Raw genomic sequence first — 16472 nt, 5'->3', positions numbered from 1 at the left:
CATGGACAACGAAGGCATCGGCTCGTGGCTCGAGCGCCGCATCACCATGACGCCGAAGAACGAGGCGCTCGTCTTCGACGGACAGGCCGTCACGTACGAGGAGATGGCCCTGAGGACCCGCCGGCTCGCCCACGGCCTGCGCGCCCTCGGCGTCGAGAAGGGTGACTGCGTAGGCTTCTTCGGATTCAACGATCCCGCGGCGCTCGAGGTGATGTTCGCAGCCGGGCTCCTCGGCGCCACCTATCTCCCGCTCAACGCCCGCCTCACCGCCGAGGAAGCGCGCTACGTGCTCGGCGATTCACGCTGCACCACAGTCGTCTTCGGCGACCAGCAGTCCGACGTCGCACAGGAACTCGCGCTGTCGGAGTCCCCGGTCACCACCTGGATCGGGCTGAGCGACTCCTGGTCGGCACACACCTACGAGGGTGTGCGCGCCGGCCAGCCCGACACCCGTATCGACGAGCGGGTGGGTCTCGACGACCTGTCGGTGCTCATGTACTCGTCGGGCACCACCGGCGCACCGAAGGGCGTCATGCTCAGCCACGGAAACATGCTGTGGAACGCGATGAATCAGCTTCTCGCCCAGGACATGACGTCCAAGGAACGCACGCTGTCGGTGGCGCCGCTGTTCCACATCGGCGGTATCGGCGGAGCCGTCACACCGACGCTGCTGTGCGGGGGCACCGTCGTGCTGCTGCGCAAGTTCGATGCCGGCGCCGTCCTCGACACGATCGAGAAGGAACGCATCACCACGTTCTTCGCGGTCCCCACGATGATCCAGGAACTCTGGCACCACCCCCGGTTCGCGGACACCGACCTGTCCAGCCTGCGGGCGATCTGCGTCGCCGGGGCTCCCCTCCCCGAAGCGCTGATCTCGCCGTGGCAGGAGCGCGGCGTCGCGATCGCGCAGGCCTACGGTCTGACGGAAACCGCGCCGTCGGTGACCATGCTGTCGGGGGACGACGTCCGCGCGAAGGTCGGATCGGCAGGCAAGCGGACGTTCTTCACCGACGTCGACGTCGTCCGCCCCGACGGGTCGAGCGCCGAACCGAACGAGATCGGAGAGATCGTCGCGCAGGGACCGAACGTGATGCTCGGCTACCTGAATCAGCCCGAGGCCACCGACCGCGCCATCGTGGACGGCTGGCTGCACACCGGCGACGCCGGCTACTTCGACGACGAGGGTTTCCTCTTCATCTGCGACCGCTACAAGGACATGTACATCTCGGGCGGCGAGAACGTCTACCCCGCCGAGGTGGAGGCAGCACTGCTGAAGCTGAACGGCATCCGGGAGGCTGCGGTGATCGGCGTCCCGCACGAGAAGTGGGGCGAGACCGGCATGGCGTTCGTCGTCGCCGCCGACGGCACGGACCTCGACGAGGACACGGTGCGCGCCCGGCTGCGAGAGAAGCTCGCGGGGTTCAAGATTCCGACGTTCATCCAGATCGCGGAGGGCCTCCCCCGCACCGCGACCGGCAAGATCCGCAAACCCGATCTGCGCTCCCGCGCCCGTGAGTACTTGTTAACGTCCGGCGGTTAACAAGTACTCACGAGCGGTAGCATTCTGGAATGAGGCACATCGGGATCGTGTTGTTCGACGGCGTCGAGGAATTGGACGCCGTCGGACCGTGGGAGGTGCTGTCCGCGTGGACACGCATGTACCCGGACGACGGATACGCCGTGTCCTGCCTGTCCGCGGCGGGCGGGAGTGTGCAGTGCGCCAAGGGACTCGTCCTGGGCGCTCATCATTCCTATGCCGATGCGCCGCCGATGGAGGTGCTGATCCATCCCGGCGGTCAGGGCACCCGGCCACAACTCCGCGACGACGCGCACCTCGACTGGGTGCGCCGGCAGCGCGCAGAGGTCCCGGTGATGACGAGCGTCTGCACGGGTGCCCTGGTCTACGCGAAAGCCGGCCTGCTGACGAGCAGGCCGGCTACGACGCATTGGGCGTCACTGGAGTTGCTGGCGGAGATCGATCCCAGCATCGACGTGCGTCCGGACGACCGGTTCGTCGACGACGGTGACGTGATCACGTCGGCCGGCGTGTCCGCGGGCATCGACATGGCACTACACCTCGTCGCCCGCTTCGCCGGAGCGGAGCGGGCGCGCGAGGTGCGTCGCTACATCCAGTACGACCCCCTGTGAGTACTTGTTAACGCCCCGCGGTTAACAAGTACTCACGGGTGCGGCAGCGCAAGCGACACCCGGCTGGGGTACCGCGCCCCGGTGTGCACGCGCTGGTGTGCTACCACGAATTCCGCGGAGTCGAAGGCGGATTCGCCGGTGTTGAGGTTGCGGTCCCAGCGGGGATGGCTGCTGGACGTCACGTGGACGCGGATGCGCTCCCCCGGCAGGAAGGTGACGGCGGTGGACCACAGGTCGATCGCGTACTCGTACACCTCGCCGGGCTCGAGCAGGCTCGGTTCGGCGGACGTGTACGTCCCGGGGGTCCGGTAGGAGTCGCGGTAGCGGGCCCGCACCATGCCGTCGGTGAGGGTGACCGACGTGCCGTCCGCCGTGACCCGGCACAGCCTGACGACGAAGTCGGTGTCGACGGCGCTCGACGACGCGAAGAGGGTCGCGGACACCCGGCCGATCACCGTCACCGGTTCGGTGAGAACCGCGCCGGTGAACACGAGGACGTCGTCGCGGGATTCGATCCTGCTCTGGTCCAGCGCGCCGGGCGCGAACGTTCCCGGCATCATCGTCGCCCCACCGACCGTCGGCACCGGATCCGCCGGGTCGTAGTCGTAGTCGACGCACCCCTCCGTCTGTTCTGCCTCCGCGACGAGGATGCCGCCGGGCGCCAGGAAGAGTTCGGCCGTCCGCACAGGTTCCGGGAATCGGTCGTACGTCCGCCACCGGTTCTCCCCCATCACGAAGATCCGGACCCGGGGCAGGTCGGGTTCCTCGTCGCCGAGCACCGATGCGTACCACTGCGCGTGAACGGAAGACAGGTCCTGACCGCAGTCCAGCACCGCCTGGTTGGCGGGACTGCCGAACACCACCGACCCGCCGAGCCCGGAGAAGTTGGTGTGGCTCCACGGGCCCACGATCAGGTACGGCGCGGGGGCGGCGCCGGAATCACTGTGCGCCAGTTGGCCGAAGTACTGGTCGAGGGTGCTGTTGACGAAGATGTCGTACCACCCGCCGATATGCAGGGAGGGGAGGTCGACGGCCCGGTCGCTCGCGCAGTCCCACAGGTCGCGGGTGGGGTGATCGATCGGGAAGCCGAGCGATTCGACGATCGGCGACGCGAAGAACGCGGGGGCGTCGGCCGCCAGGTCGCGCAGGGGCAGGGTGTCGAAGTAGGTGTTCTCGGACATCGCCCGGTCGATCCGTGCCCACGACTCCCAGTCGGCTTCTGCGCGTGCGGGGTCGGTGCGGGACAGTTTCGCGATCTCCGCCGGCCCGGCCGAGAAGTGTCCCCACCCGAGCCGCGCACCGAATTCCACCGCGCCGCCGCGCACCAGTCCACCGGAGCGAGCATTGCCGCCGGCCGAGATTCCCGGAGCGATGCCGCGGAGGGCCGGCGGCTTCTCCTGGGCTGCGCGCCACTGGGTTTCGGCGAAGTACGAGCGCCCCCACATGCCGACGGATCCGGTCGAGTACGGGAGTTCGGCGGCCCATTGCACGGTGTCGTAGCCGTCCGGACCTTCGTTCTCGGACGGCACGAACTCGCCCTCGGAGCCGAACCTGCCGCGGACGTCCTGCATGATCACCACGAATCCGCCGGCCGCGACCGTGGTGGGGTTGAGGTAGCCGGAGTTGACGGCCAGGTCGCGGCCGTACGGGGTGCGGGTGAGCAGCACCGGGAAGCGGCCGCCTGCATTGGGGCGGTAGATGGTCGAGCGGAGGACGACGCCGTCCCGCATCGTCGCCTCGACGTCGTTCTCGATCAGTACATCGTGTGTCACAGGATTATTCACTTTCGACGGGAGAGCGGTCATTTGCCGAGGTCGGTGGTGCTGGTCCGGTAGGTTTCGCGGACCGTGAGCGTGGTGAGGGCGCTGACCAGGCAACAGCCGGCGGTGAACGCGGCCACCGGTATCCAGCCGTTCGGTCCGGGCCGGACGAGGGTCGCGGCGATGGTGGGCGCGAATCCGGTGGCCACCAAGGCCAGCTGCCCGGAGATCGCCATGCCCGAGTACCGGATGCGGGTCTCGAACATCTCGGCGTACAGCGCGGGTCCGACGGCGTTGACGAGCGAGTAGCCGACCACCATCACGATGCACGCCGTGACGAGGATCAGGGCCGTCGACCGCTGGCTGATCGCCCAGAAGAAGCCGGAGATGGAGACGGCGCAGACGAGATTGCCGGTGATGAAGATCGGCTTGCGCCCGATCCGGTCGGCGAGGATGCCGGCGGCGGGCTGGGCGGCGAGTGCGAGCGCGGCGGTGAGCACGGTGGCGCCCACCATGACGGTCCGGGACACGCCGGCCTCGTGGGTGCCCCACGACAGGGCGAACGCGGTGACGATGGTGGACACCACCGCGAACAGTCCGCACCCCACGACCCGCAGCACGCTCGGCCAGTGGTCGCGGAAGATCACCTTCGCCGGCATCTCCTTCGGCCCGTCGGTGGACACGGCCTCCTCGAACACCTCGCTCTCGGGCAGCATCCGGCGGATCACGAGCCCGGCGAGGGCGACGAAGATGCTGAGCAGGAACGGGATTCGCCATCCCCAGGCGAGGAAGGCGTCCTCGGGCAGCCCGGAGAACACGAGGACCACCAGCGACGCCAGCAGCATGCCGGCGGCGGCACCGGTGTTGACCCAACTCGCCGCGAGCGCCCGGCGGTGGGCGGGCGCGTGTTCGAGCGCGAGGGACGCCGCTCCCGCCGACTCGCCCGCCGCGGACGCACCCTGGACGGCCCGGAGCAGTACCAGCAGGATCGGCGCCGCGACCCCGATCGCCCCGTAGGTGGGCAGGCAGCCGATGAGCGACGTCGCCACGCCCATCATCACGAGCGTCACCACCAGCATCCGCTTCCGTCCCAGCGTGTCCCCGAAGTGCCCGAAGACGAGGGCCGCGAGAGGCCGCACGACGTACCCGATCCCGATGGTCGCCATCGACACGACGGTCCCCCAGAACGACCCGAGATCCGGGAAGAACAGGGTGTTGAACGCGAGGGCGGAGAAGGACGCGTAGATGAAGAAGTCGTAGTACTCGAGTGTGCTGCCCACGAAGGAGGCCAGGGCGGCCCGCCGCGCGTGGGGCGACCGGACTGCGGCATCGGCGCGTACGGCGCGGCCGTCGAATGTGGAAGTCATGTGGTTCCTACCTGAAGGTGAAGGGCTTCCGGGAGTTCGGAGAGGCCTCGAGGTGGGTGCGACACCGGGGATCGAAAGTTGCCTCGGTCACATCCGTTGCCGCCGAGGGAGACTCTGCCAAAGAAACCGATCACCGTCCAAGAGCAGTATCGACGGTGATTGATAACCGATCTTTATTACTCCCCGGGGACGGTGCCCGGCGTCGGCAGCACCTCGGCGGCGAGGTCGAGAACCGTCTGCACGACGGGCGAGACGGGACGGTCCGACCAGGCCAGCGCCGCCCGGACTTCAAATTTTCCGACGCCGAGAGGGATGAGCACCACCCGATTGGGATACGTCTGCACGTCACCGGGCACGAGCGCCACGCCTACGCCCGCCGCGACGAGGGCGGTCAGGACGATGCCGTCGGTGGTCTCCTGCACGATGTTCGGCGTGAACCCGGCATCCCGGCACGCGGCGAGCAGATCCCGGCGGAGCGTGGATCCGGTGGCGGCGGGATTCGCGACGAACGCTTCTTCGCGCAGTTCCGCGAGGTCGATCGACTTCCGTTCGGCGAGTGGGTGATCGCTCGGAAGCAGCGCACTGAGGTACTCCACCGAGATCTGCCGCGTGAGCACGTGGGGGTGCGAAACCGCGTCGGAGACGATCCCGAGGTCCAGTTGGCCCTCCCAGATCTCGTCGAGGATCTGCCCACTCACCGTCGCCCCTTCGAGGACGAGGTCGATCAGGGGGTATCTGCGGCGCACTGACCTTGCGAGAGAGGACAATTCGGTCTGTCCGTACGCTCCGCTGAAGCCGACCCGGACGCGACCCTCGACTTTCGGATCGGCGATCACCGCGGCATCGACGGCGCGATCGATCCCGGCGAGGGCGTCCCTGCACGGCTGCAGGAATCGCTCCCCCGCCGCGGTGAGCCGGACCGATCGGGTGGTGCGGTCGAACAGTTTCACACCGAGACGCTTCTCGAGTTGCTGAACCTGCTGGCTGACCGCCGGTTGCGCGATGTGCAGCACCTCGGCGGCGCGGCCGTAGTTGAGTTCCTCGGCGACCGCGACGAACGACTTCATCCAGCGGATCTCCACGGCGTCAGTCCACCACGAACACCGTGAGACGGACCTCGCCGGGAAGGCGCTCACCGGTGCCGACGAGGATCCGCGAGCGCAGCCACGACCACCGGCCCTCGGCGGCGGTGAGCCGGGGTGTGCAGCGGAAGTAGATCCGCTCGGCCGGCACGGGTTCGCCCGCGACCAGCCGGGCAATGTCCTCCGCGGTGCCCGAGCGAAGCCCGAAGTTGGTGACGTAGATCCGGTCGCCGTCGTCGGTCTCGATGGCGTACTTGGCCTCGAGCTCGGTGAGCGTGGACGAGCTGAGCACCTGGAAGTCCGCTCCGACCGGCAGCACGGTGCCGCGGAGTTCGGGGCCCTCGACGCGTCCCCCGACGATGGGGATGATGCGGCGGGTCCCGTCCGGCGTGGATCCGATCTCCACCGGATCGGCGACCTGCACGAAGAACGTGGCGAGGTACGACAGGCCGGGCGGGGCCGGCGCGAGCAGGTCGGTCATCGCGCCCTACTCGGGAAGTGCGGGAAAGGCGATGCTCTGCAACGTGTCCCGCATCTGATTCACGATCGATTCGGGGATGCCCTCGAAATAGCGCCCGTGGGCGGCGTCGACGCGGGCCTTGGCGTCGTCGCGGAGCCGCCTGCCCTCGTCGGTCGCGGCGATCAGTTTGTTGCGGCGGTCGGAAGGGTCGAGGGTTCGGACGACGAGTCCGCGTTCCTCGAGTTCGTCGACGAGTCCCACGATCTGGCTGGGGTCGAGGCCCATGGTCGCGGCCACGCCGCGCTGGTTGACGCCCTCGGCCTGTTCGCACGCGAGGACGAGGACCGAGTAGGACCGCACCCGCAGACCGGTGGGAACGAGGGCCTTGTTCACCGAGCCCAGCACCATTCCGCCGACGCGTGAGAGCAGGAACCCGATGTCGTCCGATAACGCCTGCGTCTCTGCCATGCGACGACCCCCTTCCGATGAGTGTCGCTAGAGTAGCAGATCTTAATGATTGACTTTCTCAATCATCAATGATTACGTGTGATTCAGCGAACACGACCTCAGGAGAATCCGACATGAACCTCATCGACAGAGTCGCCGTCGTCACCGGCAGCGGACAGGGCCTCGGGCTCGCCTACGCCAAGGACCTGGCCCGCCACGGCGCCGCGGTCGTGATCAACGACGTCAACCAGGCCACCGCCGACGCCGCCGTCGCGGAGATCACCGCCGCGGGCGGCCGCGCCGTCGCCGTCGTCGCCCCGGTCGGCAACACCGAGACCGCCCGGAAGCTGGTCGCCGGGGCGGTCGACGCATTCGGTCGCCTCGACATCATGGTCACCAACGCCGGCATCCTCCGCGACAAGGTGCTGTGGAAGATGACCGACGACGACTTCGACGCCGTCGTCGGCGTGCATCTGCGCGGCACGTTCACGTGCGTGCGTGAAGCGGTGCTGCGCTTCCGCGAGCAGGGCGACGGTGGCCGCATCATCTGCATCGGCTCCCCCGCCGGCCAGCGCGGCAACTTCGGGCAGACCAACTACTCCGGCGCCAAGTCCGGCATCGTCGGCATGGTCCGCACCTGGGCGATGGAACTGCAGCGCGCCGGCATCACCGCCAACGCCGTCTGCCCCGTCGCCGCCACGGCGATGACCGAGACCGTCCCGTTCCTCGCCCCCTACATCGACGGCATGAAGAACGGCGAGCCGTTGCCCGCGATCATCCGACGCGAGGTCGGAATGGGCACGCCCGACGACGCCGCGGGCATCATCTCGTTCCTCGCGTCCGACGCCGCCGCCGAGATCACCGGGCAAGCCTTCGCGGTCGGCGGCGACCGCCTCGCACTGTGGTCGCACCCCGAACTCACCGCGGTCGAGTACTCCGACGGCGGCTGGTCAGCCGAGGACATCGCAGCGCGGTGGACGGACGCGTTCGGCGACTCGCTCGAGTCCGTTGGCGAGGAGTTCCCCGAGGAGTTGATGGCGAAATGAGCCGCTACGAGTACGGCATCGACTTCGACGAGATCGACGCCATCGACATCCACACCCACGTCGAGATCGACGGCTGCGGGCACCGGTCCCTCGACGACGAGCTGATGGCCGCCTCGGAGAAGTACTTCAAGTCCGGCGAGGAACGCACCCCGTCCATCGACGCGATCGCCGACCACTACCGCGCACGCAACATGGCCGCCGTCGTGTTCACCGTCGACGCGGCCTCCGCCAGCGGCCACGCCGCCAACTCGGTCGAGGAGATCGCCGAGGGCGCCGCCCGTCACAACGACGTCCTCATCCCCTTCGGGTCCGTCGACCCCTGGCAGGGCAAGGCCGCCGTCCGCCGTGTCCACCGCCTCGTCGACGAGTACGGCGTCAAGGGATTCAAGTTCCACCCCAGCATGCAGGGCTTCGAGCCGAACGACCGCCGCTTCTACCCGCTCTACGACGCCATCACCGAGGCCGGGGTCCCCGCCCTGTTCCACACCGGACAGACCGGGATCGGCGCCGGACTACCCGGCGGACACGGCATCAAACTGCGCTACTCCGACCCGATGCTCCTCGACGACATCGCCGCCGACTTCCCCGACCTCACCGTGATCATGGCCCACCCCGCCGTCCCGTGGGTCGACGCGCAGATCTCCATCGCCACCCACAAGGCCAACGTCTACATCGACCTGTCCGGATGGTCGCCGAAATACTTCCCCCCGCAGCTGGTCAAGGCCGCCAACAGCATGCTCCGCGGCAAGGTCCTGTTCGGCTCCGACTTCCCCGTCATCCAGGTCGACCGCTGGATCAAGGACTTCGAGAACCTCGACATCAAGCCGGAGGTCGCGCCGCTGATCTTCAAGCAGAACGCCCTCCGCGTTCTCGGCATCAAAGACTAGGAGTTTGCACATGAGCACCACCGCCACCACCACCCGGGTCGCCACCCTCGCCGACCTCGCCGCACTCGAGGGCCGGCCGCTGGGCACCAGTTCGTGGATCGACATCCCCCAGCAGCGGATCGACACGTTCGCCGACGCCACCGACGACCACCAGTGGATCCACGTCGACCCCGAGCGCGCCCGGGCGGAGAGCCCGTTCGGCGGACCCATCGCCCACGGCTACCTGACGTTGTCGCTGATCATCCCCATGTGGGACGAGATCCTGACCGTCGACAGCGTGACCATGGCCGTCAACTACGGGCTGAACAAGGTCCGGTTCACCAACCCCGTGCCCGCCGAGGGACGCGTCCGGCTGAACGCCACGCTGCAGTCCGTCGAGGAACTGCCCAAGGGCGGCGTCCAGGTGACGGTCGCGGGGCAGATCGAACTCGAGGGCAGCGAGCGACCCGCGGTAGTCGTCGAGGCCGTGTACCGCTTCTTCGAGTAACCCACCCGTGAGTACTTGTCAACGTCGGGCGGTTAACAAGTACTCACAGGCGCCGGAGGCGCACGCTACTCGGGCGCCTGGTCGTCGGGCTCGACCTGTTCCGCCTGCTTGCGCTCGGACGCGTTGCCCGCGATCCCCTTCGCTTCGCGTTCGGCCGCCAGGCGGTCTTCCATGTCGTCGACGAGGTCTGCGATCCGCTGGTGTTCGGGGAGCTGATCGTGTCGATCCGGATTCGCCTTCATCACGCTCCTTCCGCCGGGTGCGACGTGCCGGAATCCTGCGACTCCTGGACGCACAATTCGAACTGTACGCCGCAGGCCCGGCGGAAGCGGGCATTCGTGGCGGTACGAACTGGACGGCCGTCTTTCACGCGTTTGGGCCGTCGACGAAACCCGTTGCCGAACAGTGCCTTACGATGCGGAGGGCCTCCAATTGCCGCACTACGCAACACCATTTCAGGATCGAGCGGGCCCGTCCACCGCGACGAGCAGGCGATGAATTCGATGCACAATCGACACCGTCTAGCGAATACCCGCAGCCGGCACCTCGTACTCTGGACCGGGTACCACCCGAAGGAGGACCGATATGCCAGCAGTCACCACACCGCACGTCTACGTTCATCGCGCCGGTGATCGGCTGAAAACCAAGATTTCCTGGTTGGATTCGAAGCACTCGTTCTCCTTCGGCCAGCACTACGACCCCGACAACACGCACCACGGACTGCTCCTCGTGAACAACGACGACACGGTGCTCCCCGGTCAGGGATTCGACACCCATCCCCACAAGGACATGGAGATCGTCACCTGGGTGCTGCGCGGCTCGCTCGTCCACCAGGACTCGATCGGCCACTCCGGCATCATCTATCCCGGCCTTGCGCAACGCATGAGCGCAGGCAAGGGCATCATGCATTCCGAGAAGAACGACAGCTGGCGCGTGGCCGGTGAGCAGCACCACGAGCCGGTGCATTTCGTCCAGATGTGGGTGGTACCCGACGAACCCGGACTCGCCCCGAGTTACGAACAGCTCGAGATCGAGGACGAGATCCTCAAGGGCGGGCTGGTGCCCGTTGCATCCGGAATGCCGCAGTACAAGGACAATTCGGCGATCCGAATCAACAACAAGCACGCGGCGCTGCATGTCGCGCGACTCTTCCCCGGCGCGTCGGTGACCCTTCCCGAAGCGCCGTTCCTCCACGTCTTCGTCGCCCGCGGCACCGCGGAGATGGAGGGGGTCGGCACCGTGTACGAGGGCGACGCCGTTCGGCTGAGCGCCTCCGGTGGCCAGCAGATCTCCTCGCACTCCGGCGCCGAGGTGCTCGTCTGGGAGATGCACGCGCGCCTCGGCGGCTGAGTTCCCAGCAAGTTCACAGCCGGACGGAACGCCGCGCGCAGGTTCGTGCGCCACGATCGGGGGCACAGCCCGATCATGGAGAGGTACCTATTGTGAACAAGGACGTCGAGAAGAGCCGACTGCGCGTCAGCCGCCGCCGAGCGCTGGCGGTGGGTGGCACGATGAGTCTGGGTGGGCTCATCGCCGCCTGCAGCGGTAGCGGGAGCAGCACGTCGGCGTCGGCCACGTCGACCGCGTCCGCCGCAGGCACCACCAGCAGTGCGGACGCCGTGACGGCCCTGCTCGACCAGGCGCCGCAGTGCGTGATGGCCGTCGAGGAGACGCAGGGACCGTACTGGTTCGACGTCGACTCCATCCGCAGCGACATCCGCGAAGACCGGCCGGGGACGAACCTGCAGCTCGCACTGCGCGTGCAGGACCTGACGAACTGTTCCGCGGACGGTTCCGCCGCGGTGGTGAGCAATGCCGTCGTGGAGATCTGGCACTGCGACGCCGGCGGCGTGTATTCCGGCTTCGAGTCGGGTTCGAAGGCCGCGGACCTCGGCGGTGCGCCCGGTGGCGGCCAGCCGCCGGAAGGCGGACCCGGTGGCGGCCGGCCCCCGGCCGGTGGTCCCGGCGGCGCAGGTGGCCCCGGCGGTCCCGGTGGCGACATGTCAGGCGGTTCGGGTGAGACGTCCGACGGGTCGTACAGCGTCGGCGACAGCGAGGCCACCACCACAGACGACGGCACCTACCTGCGCGGCGCCCAGACCACCGACGCGAATGGCATCGCCCAGTTCACCACCGTCTTCCCCGGCTGGTACCAGGGCCGGACCACCCACATCCACCTCAAGGTGCACATCGACAAGAAGACGGTGCTCACCACCCAGCTGTTCTTCGACGAGGCCCTGCTGACCGAGGTGTACGCGGCGGCGCCGTACTCCGATCACACCGGGCGCGAGAACAACGTGACCAACGCCACCGACGGCATCTACGACGACGCCGGCATGCTGACCGTCGCCAAGCAGTCGGACGGCTACCTCGCGGCGATCAACCTCGGCATCGACGTCTGACCGGTCCCCGGTTCCCTGTTTCGCCCTGAGCGCAGTGGTGGACCTGTCGGCGCGGAACGGTGTAAGGATGGAACGCATGACCACGGCTCAGCGCTCCGGCATCGACCTCACCCACCTCGACAGCGACACCCGCGCCCAGGACGACCTGTTCGTCCACGTGAACGGCAAGTGGATCGACGAATACGAGATTCCCGCGGACCGGGCGATCGACGGCGCGTTCCGCACGCTCTACGACAAGGCCGAGGTCGACGTCCAGAACATCATCGAGGACGCGGCTGGCTCCGGCGCTGCCGCGGGGACCGACGCGCAGCGCATCGGCGATCTGTACGGCAGCTTCATGGACGCGGATGTGGTGGAGGCCGCCGGGCTCGCTCCGATCGCCGGGGAGCTCGCCGACGTGGCCTCGGCCGCCGACCACTCCGCCCTCGCCGCCGTCGTCGGCCGCCTGCAGCGCACAGGGGTCGGCGGCGCCGTCGGTCACTACGTCGACACGGACGCCAAGAACTCCGCACGCTACCTCGTCCACTTCAGTCAGGCCGGCATCGGCCTGCCCGACGAGTCCTATTACCGCCAGGACGAGCACGCGGAGATCCGCGCCGCATACGTGGAGCACATCGCGAAGATGTTCGCCCTCGCCGGTGTCGACTACGACGCCCAGCGCGTGTTCGACCTGGAAACGAAGATCGCGGCAGGCCACTGGGACGTCGTGAAACGACGCGACGCCGAGCTGAGCTACAACCTGCTCACCCTCGACCAGCTGCCGGCCGGGTTGGACTGGTCTTCGTGGATCGGCGCGCTCGGGGGTACACCGGAGCAGTTCGCCGAGATCGTGGTCCGCCAGCCCGACTACCTCACCACCCTGACCGGGCTGTGGACGTCCGAGGACCTCGACGACTGGAAGGCGTGGGCGACGTGGAACGTCATCCGCTCCCGCGCTCCGTATCTCACGCAGGCCCTGGTCGAGGAGAACTTCGCGTTCTACGGGAAAACGCTGACCGGCGCCGAGGAGATTCGTGACCGCTGGAAGCGCGGTGTGTCCCTGGTCCAGGATCTGCTGGGCGAGGCCGTCGGCAAGCTGTACGTCGAGCGGCACTTCCCGGCGGACGCGAAGGCCCGCATGCAGGAACTCGTCGCGAATCTGCAGGAGGCGTACCGGCGCAACATCTCCGATCTGGACTGGATGAGCCCGGAGACCCGGCAGGCCGCGCTGCGCAAGCTGGAGAAGTTCACGCCGAAGATCGGGTACCCCGACAAGTGGCGGGACTACTCGGCCGTCACCATCTCTCGCGACGATCTGGTCGGCAACTACCGCAGCGGCTACGCGGCGGAGTACGACCGCGATCTCGCGAAGCTCGGCGGCCCGGTCGACCGCGACGAGTGGTTCATGACACCGCAGACGGTCAACGCCTACTACAACCCGGGAATGAACGAAATCGTCTTTCCCGCAGCCATTCTGCAGCCGCCGTTCTTCGACGCCGCGGCCGACGACGCCGCCAACTACGGTGGCATCGGCGCCGTCATCGGTCACGAGATCGGCCACGGCTTCGACGATCAGGGCGCGAAGTACGACGGCGACGGCAACATGATCGACTGGTGGACCGACGACGACCGCACCGAGTTCGGCAAGCGGACGAAGGCGCTGATCGAGCAGTACAACGCGTTCGAGCCGAAGGCGCTGCCCGGGCACACGGTGAACGGCGAGTTCACGATCGGGGAGAACATCGGCGACCTCGGTGGCCTGTCCATCGCCATCGCGGCGTACCGGATCGCGACGAACGGGTCCGAACCGGAGGTCCTCGACGGCCTGAGCGGGATCCAGCGGGTGTTCTTCGGCTGGGCGCAGGTGTGGCGCACCAAGGCCCGGGACGCGGAGGCGCTCCGCAGGCTTGCCGTCGACCCGCACTCGCCGCCGGAGTTCCGCTGCAACGGCGTGATTCGCAACCTGGACACGTTCCACGACGCGTTCGACGTCCAGCCCGGCGACGCCCTGTATCTCGATCCGGAGGAGCGGGTCAAGATCTGGTAGTCGGCTACCGCAGACGGTCGCCCGTCGCCGCGGAGAAGAAGTACACCTCGCCGGGATTCGGCTGCAGGTGCACCCTCTGCCCCGCGGCGACGGTGCGGGTGCGGTCCACCCGCACCACCACCCTCCCGGACGTGCCGATCGCGTGCACGAACGACTCGGCGCCGAGTTCCTCGATCAGGTCGGTGTCGACGGTGTACGAGTCCCTGCGCCACGACCCGACGAGCGTCCACGACTCCGGGCGCACTCCGACGATCACGGAGCCGTCCCCGATCGCGGAGCGCGGCACGGGAATACGCAGGTCGCCCAGTTCGGCGACGCCGTCACGGATCGGGGTGTCCATGAGGTTCATGCCCGGGGAGCCGATGAACCCGGCGACGAATGCGTTGACCGGGTTGTCATACAGATCGCGTGGCCGGGCGACCTGCTGGAGGCGGCCGGCCTGCATGACCGCCACCCGGTCGCCCATCGTCATGGCCTCCACCTGGTCGTGGGTGACGTAGACGGTGGTCGTGCCGAGCCTGCGCTGCAGCCGCGCGATCTGCGCACGGGTGCTCACCCGCAGTGTGGCGTCGAGGTTGCTCAGCGGTTCGTCCATGCAGAACACCTTGGGGTGCCGCACGATGGCGCGGCCCATCGCGACCCGTTGACGTTGCCCGCCGGACAGTTTCGCCGGTTTACGAGCGAGCAGCGGTTCGAGTTCGAGCATCCGCGCCGCTTCCAGCACCCGCGCGGTGCGTTCCGCCTTCCCGACGCCGGCCTTGCGGAGCGCGAACCCCATGTTGGCCGCGACGGTCATGTGCGGGTACAGCGCGTAACTCTGGAACACCATGGCCACGTCCCGCGCCCGGGGCGGCAGCGCGGTGACGTCGGCGCCGCCGATCTCGATGCTGCCCGCCTCGACGGCTTCGAGGCCGGCCAGCATCCGCAGACTCGTCGACTTGCCGCACCCGGACGGACCCACGAGCACGAGGAACTCGCCGTCCGCGATGTCGAGGTCCAGCCGATCGACCGCGGGTCGGTCGGCTCCGGAAGAGCGGTGGGTGACACCCGCGAACCGCACGTTGGCCATGAATGTTCCTTCCCCCTCTACTGGGGCAACTCGGCGTGATCGCGGGCCGCGTCGAAGTCCTGGACGGACCCGGGCATCACCGTGATCGAGAGGAAGTAGGCCGCGGCGACTGGGATCGCTTCCGGACTCGATCTCATTTCGGCAGTCTGACCACCGATTACGAATAGCCGGTTAATTGCCGTAGCCCGCACATTGAACTGTGCGGGCTACGGGAAGGAGAGCGCTCGGATCAGGGTCAGCGGTTCCAGTCGCCGAGACCGTCGGAGCCGCTCAGCGTGCCGCCCGCGGTGTTCTGCACGACGACGGCGTCACCCTTCTTCGAGTTCTCGTAGAACCACTTGGCGTCCTCGGTGCTCACGTTGAGGCAGCCGTGGCTGACGTTGCTGTTGCCCTGCGCGTCCACCGACCACGGTGCGGCGTGGACGAAGATGCCGCTGTACGACATGCGGGTGGCGTACTCGACGTACGTGCGGTAGCCCTCGGCGGAGTCGACCGGGACACCGTACGTGGAGGAGTCCATGTACATGTCACGGAACTTGTCGCCGATGATGTACGTGCCGTTCGGCGTCTCGTGATCGACCTTGCCCATCGACGTCGGCATGGTCTTGACCACCTCGCCGTTCCGGGTGACGGTGATCTGCTTGGTGTTGTCATCGGCGGTCGCCACGAACGCGTCACCGATGGTGAACGTGGAGTGCGAGTCGCCGGCATCCACGGTGACCTCGGTGTTCGCGGGCCAGAACTCGGTCGGCTTCCAGCGCACCTGGCTGTCGTTGATCCAGTAGAAGCCGCCCTCGACCGGCTGGCTCGTGGTGACCTTGATGGCCTTCTCGGCGGCGGCGCGGTCGCCGATGGCCTCGTTGAAGCGGATGATCACCGGTTGTGCGACACCCACGACCTCGCCCGCACCCGGGTTGAGGGACGGGGCCGAGAAGTTCGCGGGAGCGGGCGCCGGTTCGGGCATCGGGAGCTGCGGCGCGCCGGGCAGGCCGGGCAGGGTGGGAAGACTCGGAATCTCCGGTCCACCGGGAAAGAGCGGCGCGGCCTGCGCGGCCCCGACCAGCGCAGTTCCGGAGACGACCGCCCCGGTCAGTGCGACAGCGACGCGTGACGACCAGATTCCTGACTTGCCCATATGACCACTCTCGTTCGACGACGTGTGCAACGCGCGTCCCCGACGGACCTATCAATCGCGCACTGCCATTAACACACATCATCCGGCCACGAGCAATTTGCCCGCAATCGTTGCCGCTCCGCGGCCTGCGGGCAGTCGGTGTCACCGAGTGGTCAA

The 16472-nt window shown here is 67.8% G+C and carries 16 protein-coding genes; 8 read left to right on the top strand and 8 right to left on the bottom strand.

From position 1 onward, the window contains the following. The first annotated feature begins 1 nt into the window (after position 1). Positions 2-1540: a p-hydroxycinnamoyl-CoA synthetase gene (gene couL / locus ROP_RS25770; protein WP_015888944.1), complete on the top strand. Its 1539-nt coding sequence runs from the start codon at positions 2-4 to the stop codon at positions 1538-1540. A 29-nt stretch (positions 1541-1569) separates the two neighbouring features. Then, positions 1570-2148 carry a DJ-1/PfpI family protein gene (locus tag ROP_RS25765; RefSeq protein ID WP_015888943.1) on the top strand — a complete coding sequence of 193 codons (579 nt, stop codon included), beginning with the start codon at positions 1570-1572 and terminating at the stop codon, positions 2146-2148. A gap of 32 nt (positions 2149-2180) precedes the next feature. On the opposite strand, the gene ROP_RS25760 is transcribed toward ROP_RS25765, so the two are convergent. From ROP_RS25760 to couR, 5 genes are all read right to left on the bottom strand, one after another. Further along, positions 2181-3953 carry a CocE/NonD family hydrolase gene (locus ROP_RS25760; RefSeq protein ID WP_043825319.1) on the bottom strand — a complete coding sequence of 591 codons (1773 nt, stop codon included), beginning with the start codon at positions 3951-3953 and terminating at the stop codon, positions 2181-2183. Beyond that, on the bottom strand, positions 3950-5275 hold the full coding sequence (locus ROP_RS25755) for an MFS transporter (RefSeq protein ID WP_015888941.1): 1326 nt from the start codon (positions 5273-5275) through the stop codon (positions 3950-3952). The genes ROP_RS25760 and ROP_RS25755 overlap by 4 nt, the downstream gene beginning before the upstream one ends. Positions 5276-5451: 176 nt before the next feature. Beyond that, the gene (locus ROP_RS25750; protein WP_015888940.1) at positions 5452-6357 is read right to left on the bottom strand and encodes a LysR family transcriptional regulator; all 906 of its coding nucleotides are present in this window, start codon (positions 6355-6357) and stop codon (positions 5452-5454) included. A 4-nt stretch (positions 6358-6361) separates the two neighbouring features. Continuing rightward, a complete protein-coding gene (locus tag ROP_RS25745) occupies positions 6362-6838 on the bottom strand; it encodes a DUF3237 domain-containing protein (protein WP_015888939.1) in 477 nt (158 codons plus the stop codon). Between the two features lie 6 nt (positions 6839-6844). Then, positions 6845-7285 carry a MarR family transcriptional repressor CouR gene (gene couR / locus ROP_RS25740; RefSeq protein WP_015888938.1) on the bottom strand — a complete coding sequence of 147 codons (441 nt, stop codon included), beginning with the start codon at positions 7283-7285 and terminating at the stop codon, positions 6845-6847. A 113-nt stretch (positions 7286-7398) separates the two neighbouring features. Here couR and couN point away from each other — a divergent pair, with 113 nt between their 5' ends. Genes couN through couM form a run of 3 tightly spaced genes read left to right on the top strand, consistent with a single transcriptional unit; the run spans position 7399 to position 9684 of the window. Further along, positions 7399-8310: a 4-hydroxyphenyl-beta-hydroxyacyl-CoA dehydrogenase gene (gene couN, locus ROP_RS25735; RefSeq protein WP_015888937.1), complete on the top strand. Its 912-nt coding sequence runs from the start codon at positions 7399-7401 to the stop codon at positions 8308-8310. Continuing rightward, positions 8307-9197: a 4-hydroxyphenyl-beta-ketoacyl-CoA hydrolase gene (gene couO, locus ROP_RS25730; RefSeq protein WP_015888936.1), complete on the top strand. Its 891-nt coding sequence runs from the start codon at positions 8307-8309 to the stop codon at positions 9195-9197. The genes couN and couO overlap by 4 nt, the downstream gene beginning before the upstream one ends. 10 nt (positions 9198-9207) lie before the next feature. Then, on the top strand, positions 9208-9684 hold the full coding sequence (couM, locus tag ROP_RS25725; protein WP_015888935.1) for a p-hydroxycinnamoyl-CoA hydratase: 477 nt from the start codon (positions 9208-9210) through the stop codon (positions 9682-9684). Positions 9685-9749: 65 nt separating this feature from the next. On the opposite strand, the gene ROP_RS43560 is transcribed toward couM, so the two are convergent. Continuing rightward, positions 9750-9926 (bottom strand): hypothetical protein, encoded by a 177-nt coding sequence (locus tag ROP_RS43560; protein WP_167315963.1) that lies wholly within the window; start codon positions 9924-9926, stop codon positions 9750-9752. A 343-nt stretch (positions 9927-10269) separates the two neighbouring features. Between ROP_RS43560 and ROP_RS25720 the strand changes: the two genes are divergently transcribed. The 3 genes from ROP_RS25720 to ROP_RS25710 all read left to right on the top strand — a co-directional run bounded on the left by ROP_RS25720 (position 10270) and on the right by ROP_RS25710 (position 14112). Further along, complete coding sequence (locus ROP_RS25720; protein ID WP_015888933.1) at positions 10270-11034, top strand: pirin family protein; 765 nt, start codon at positions 10270-10272, stop codon at positions 11032-11034. Between the two features lie 92 nt (positions 11035-11126). Continuing rightward, positions 11127-12086, top strand: coding sequence for an intradiol ring-cleavage dioxygenase (locus ROP_RS25715; RefSeq protein ID WP_015888932.1), 960 nt, complete (start codon positions 11127-11129; stop codon positions 12084-12086). A gap of 76 nt (positions 12087-12162) precedes the next feature. Next, positions 12163-14112 carry a M13 family metallopeptidase gene (locus ROP_RS25710; protein WP_015888931.1) on the top strand — a complete coding sequence of 650 codons (1950 nt, stop codon included), beginning with the start codon at positions 12163-12165 and terminating at the stop codon, positions 14110-14112. Positions 14113-14116: 4 nt separating this feature from the next. On the opposite strand, the gene ROP_RS25705 is transcribed toward ROP_RS25710, so the two are convergent. Together ROP_RS25705 and ROP_RS25700 are read right to left on the bottom strand one after the other, a co-directional pair. Further along, positions 14117-15181, bottom strand: coding sequence for an ABC transporter ATP-binding protein (locus ROP_RS25705; protein WP_015888930.1), 1065 nt, complete (start codon positions 15179-15181; stop codon positions 14117-14119). Positions 15182-15416: 235 nt separating this feature from the next. After that, positions 15417-16316: a L,D-transpeptidase gene (locus tag ROP_RS25700; protein WP_015888928.1), complete on the bottom strand. Its 900-nt coding sequence runs from the start codon at positions 16314-16316 to the stop codon at positions 15417-15419. Positions 16317-16472 lie beyond the last annotated feature (156 nt).

The sequence above is a fragment of the Rhodococcus opacus B4 genome (assembly GCF_000010805.1).
In the GTDB taxonomy this organism is placed as follows: domain Bacteria; phylum Actinomycetota; class Actinomycetes; order Mycobacteriales; family Mycobacteriaceae; genus Rhodococcus_F; species Rhodococcus_F opacus_C.
This window is presented reverse-complemented; position numbering and strand designations above follow the sequence as displayed.

Coding starts and splice junctions, on each gene's coding strand:
- ROP_RS43560 (WP_167315963.1), bottom strand. CDS start 9,926: ATGAAGGCGAATCCGGATCGACACGATCAGCTCCCCGAACACCAGCGG.
- couN (WP_015888937.1), top strand. CDS start 7,399: ATGAACCTCATCGACAGAGTCGCCGTCGTCACCGGCAGCGGACAGGGC.
- ROP_RS25700 (WP_015888928.1), bottom strand. CDS start 16,316: ATGGGCAAGTCAGGAATCTGGTCGTCACGCGTCGCTGTCGCACTGACC.
- ROP_RS25760 (WP_043825319.1), bottom strand. CDS start 3,953: ATGACCGCTCTCCCGTCGAAAGTGAATAATCCTGTGACACACGATGTA.
- couR (WP_015888938.1), bottom strand. CDS start 7,285: ATGGCAGAGACGCAGGCGTTATCGGACGACATCGGGTTCCTGCTCTCA.
- ROP_RS25755 (WP_015888941.1), bottom strand. CDS start 5,275: ATGACTTCCACATTCGACGGCCGCGCCGTACGCGCCGATGCCGCAGTC.
- ROP_RS25745 (WP_015888939.1), bottom strand. CDS start 6,838: ATGACCGACCTGCTCGCGCCGGCCCCGCCCGGCCTGTCGTACCTCGCC.
- couL (WP_015888944.1), top strand. CDS start 2: ATGGACAACGAAGGCATCGGCTCGTGGCTCGAGCGCCGCATCACCATG.
- ROP_RS25720 (WP_015888933.1), top strand. CDS start 10,270: ATGCCAGCAGTCACCACACCGCACGTCTACGTTCATCGCGCCGGTGAT.
- ROP_RS25710 (WP_015888931.1), top strand. CDS start 12,163: ATGACCACGGCTCAGCGCTCCGGCATCGACCTCACCCACCTCGACAGC.
- ROP_RS25765 (WP_015888943.1), top strand. CDS start 1,570: ATGAGGCACATCGGGATCGTGTTGTTCGACGGCGTCGAGGAATTGGAC.
- ROP_RS25705 (WP_015888930.1), bottom strand. CDS start 15,181: ATGGCCAACGTGCGGTTCGCGGGTGTCACCCACCGCTCTTCCGGAGCC.
- couM (WP_015888935.1), top strand. CDS start 9,208: ATGAGCACCACCGCCACCACCACCCGGGTCGCCACCCTCGCCGACCTC.
- couO (WP_015888936.1), top strand. CDS start 8,307: ATGAGCCGCTACGAGTACGGCATCGACTTCGACGAGATCGACGCCATC.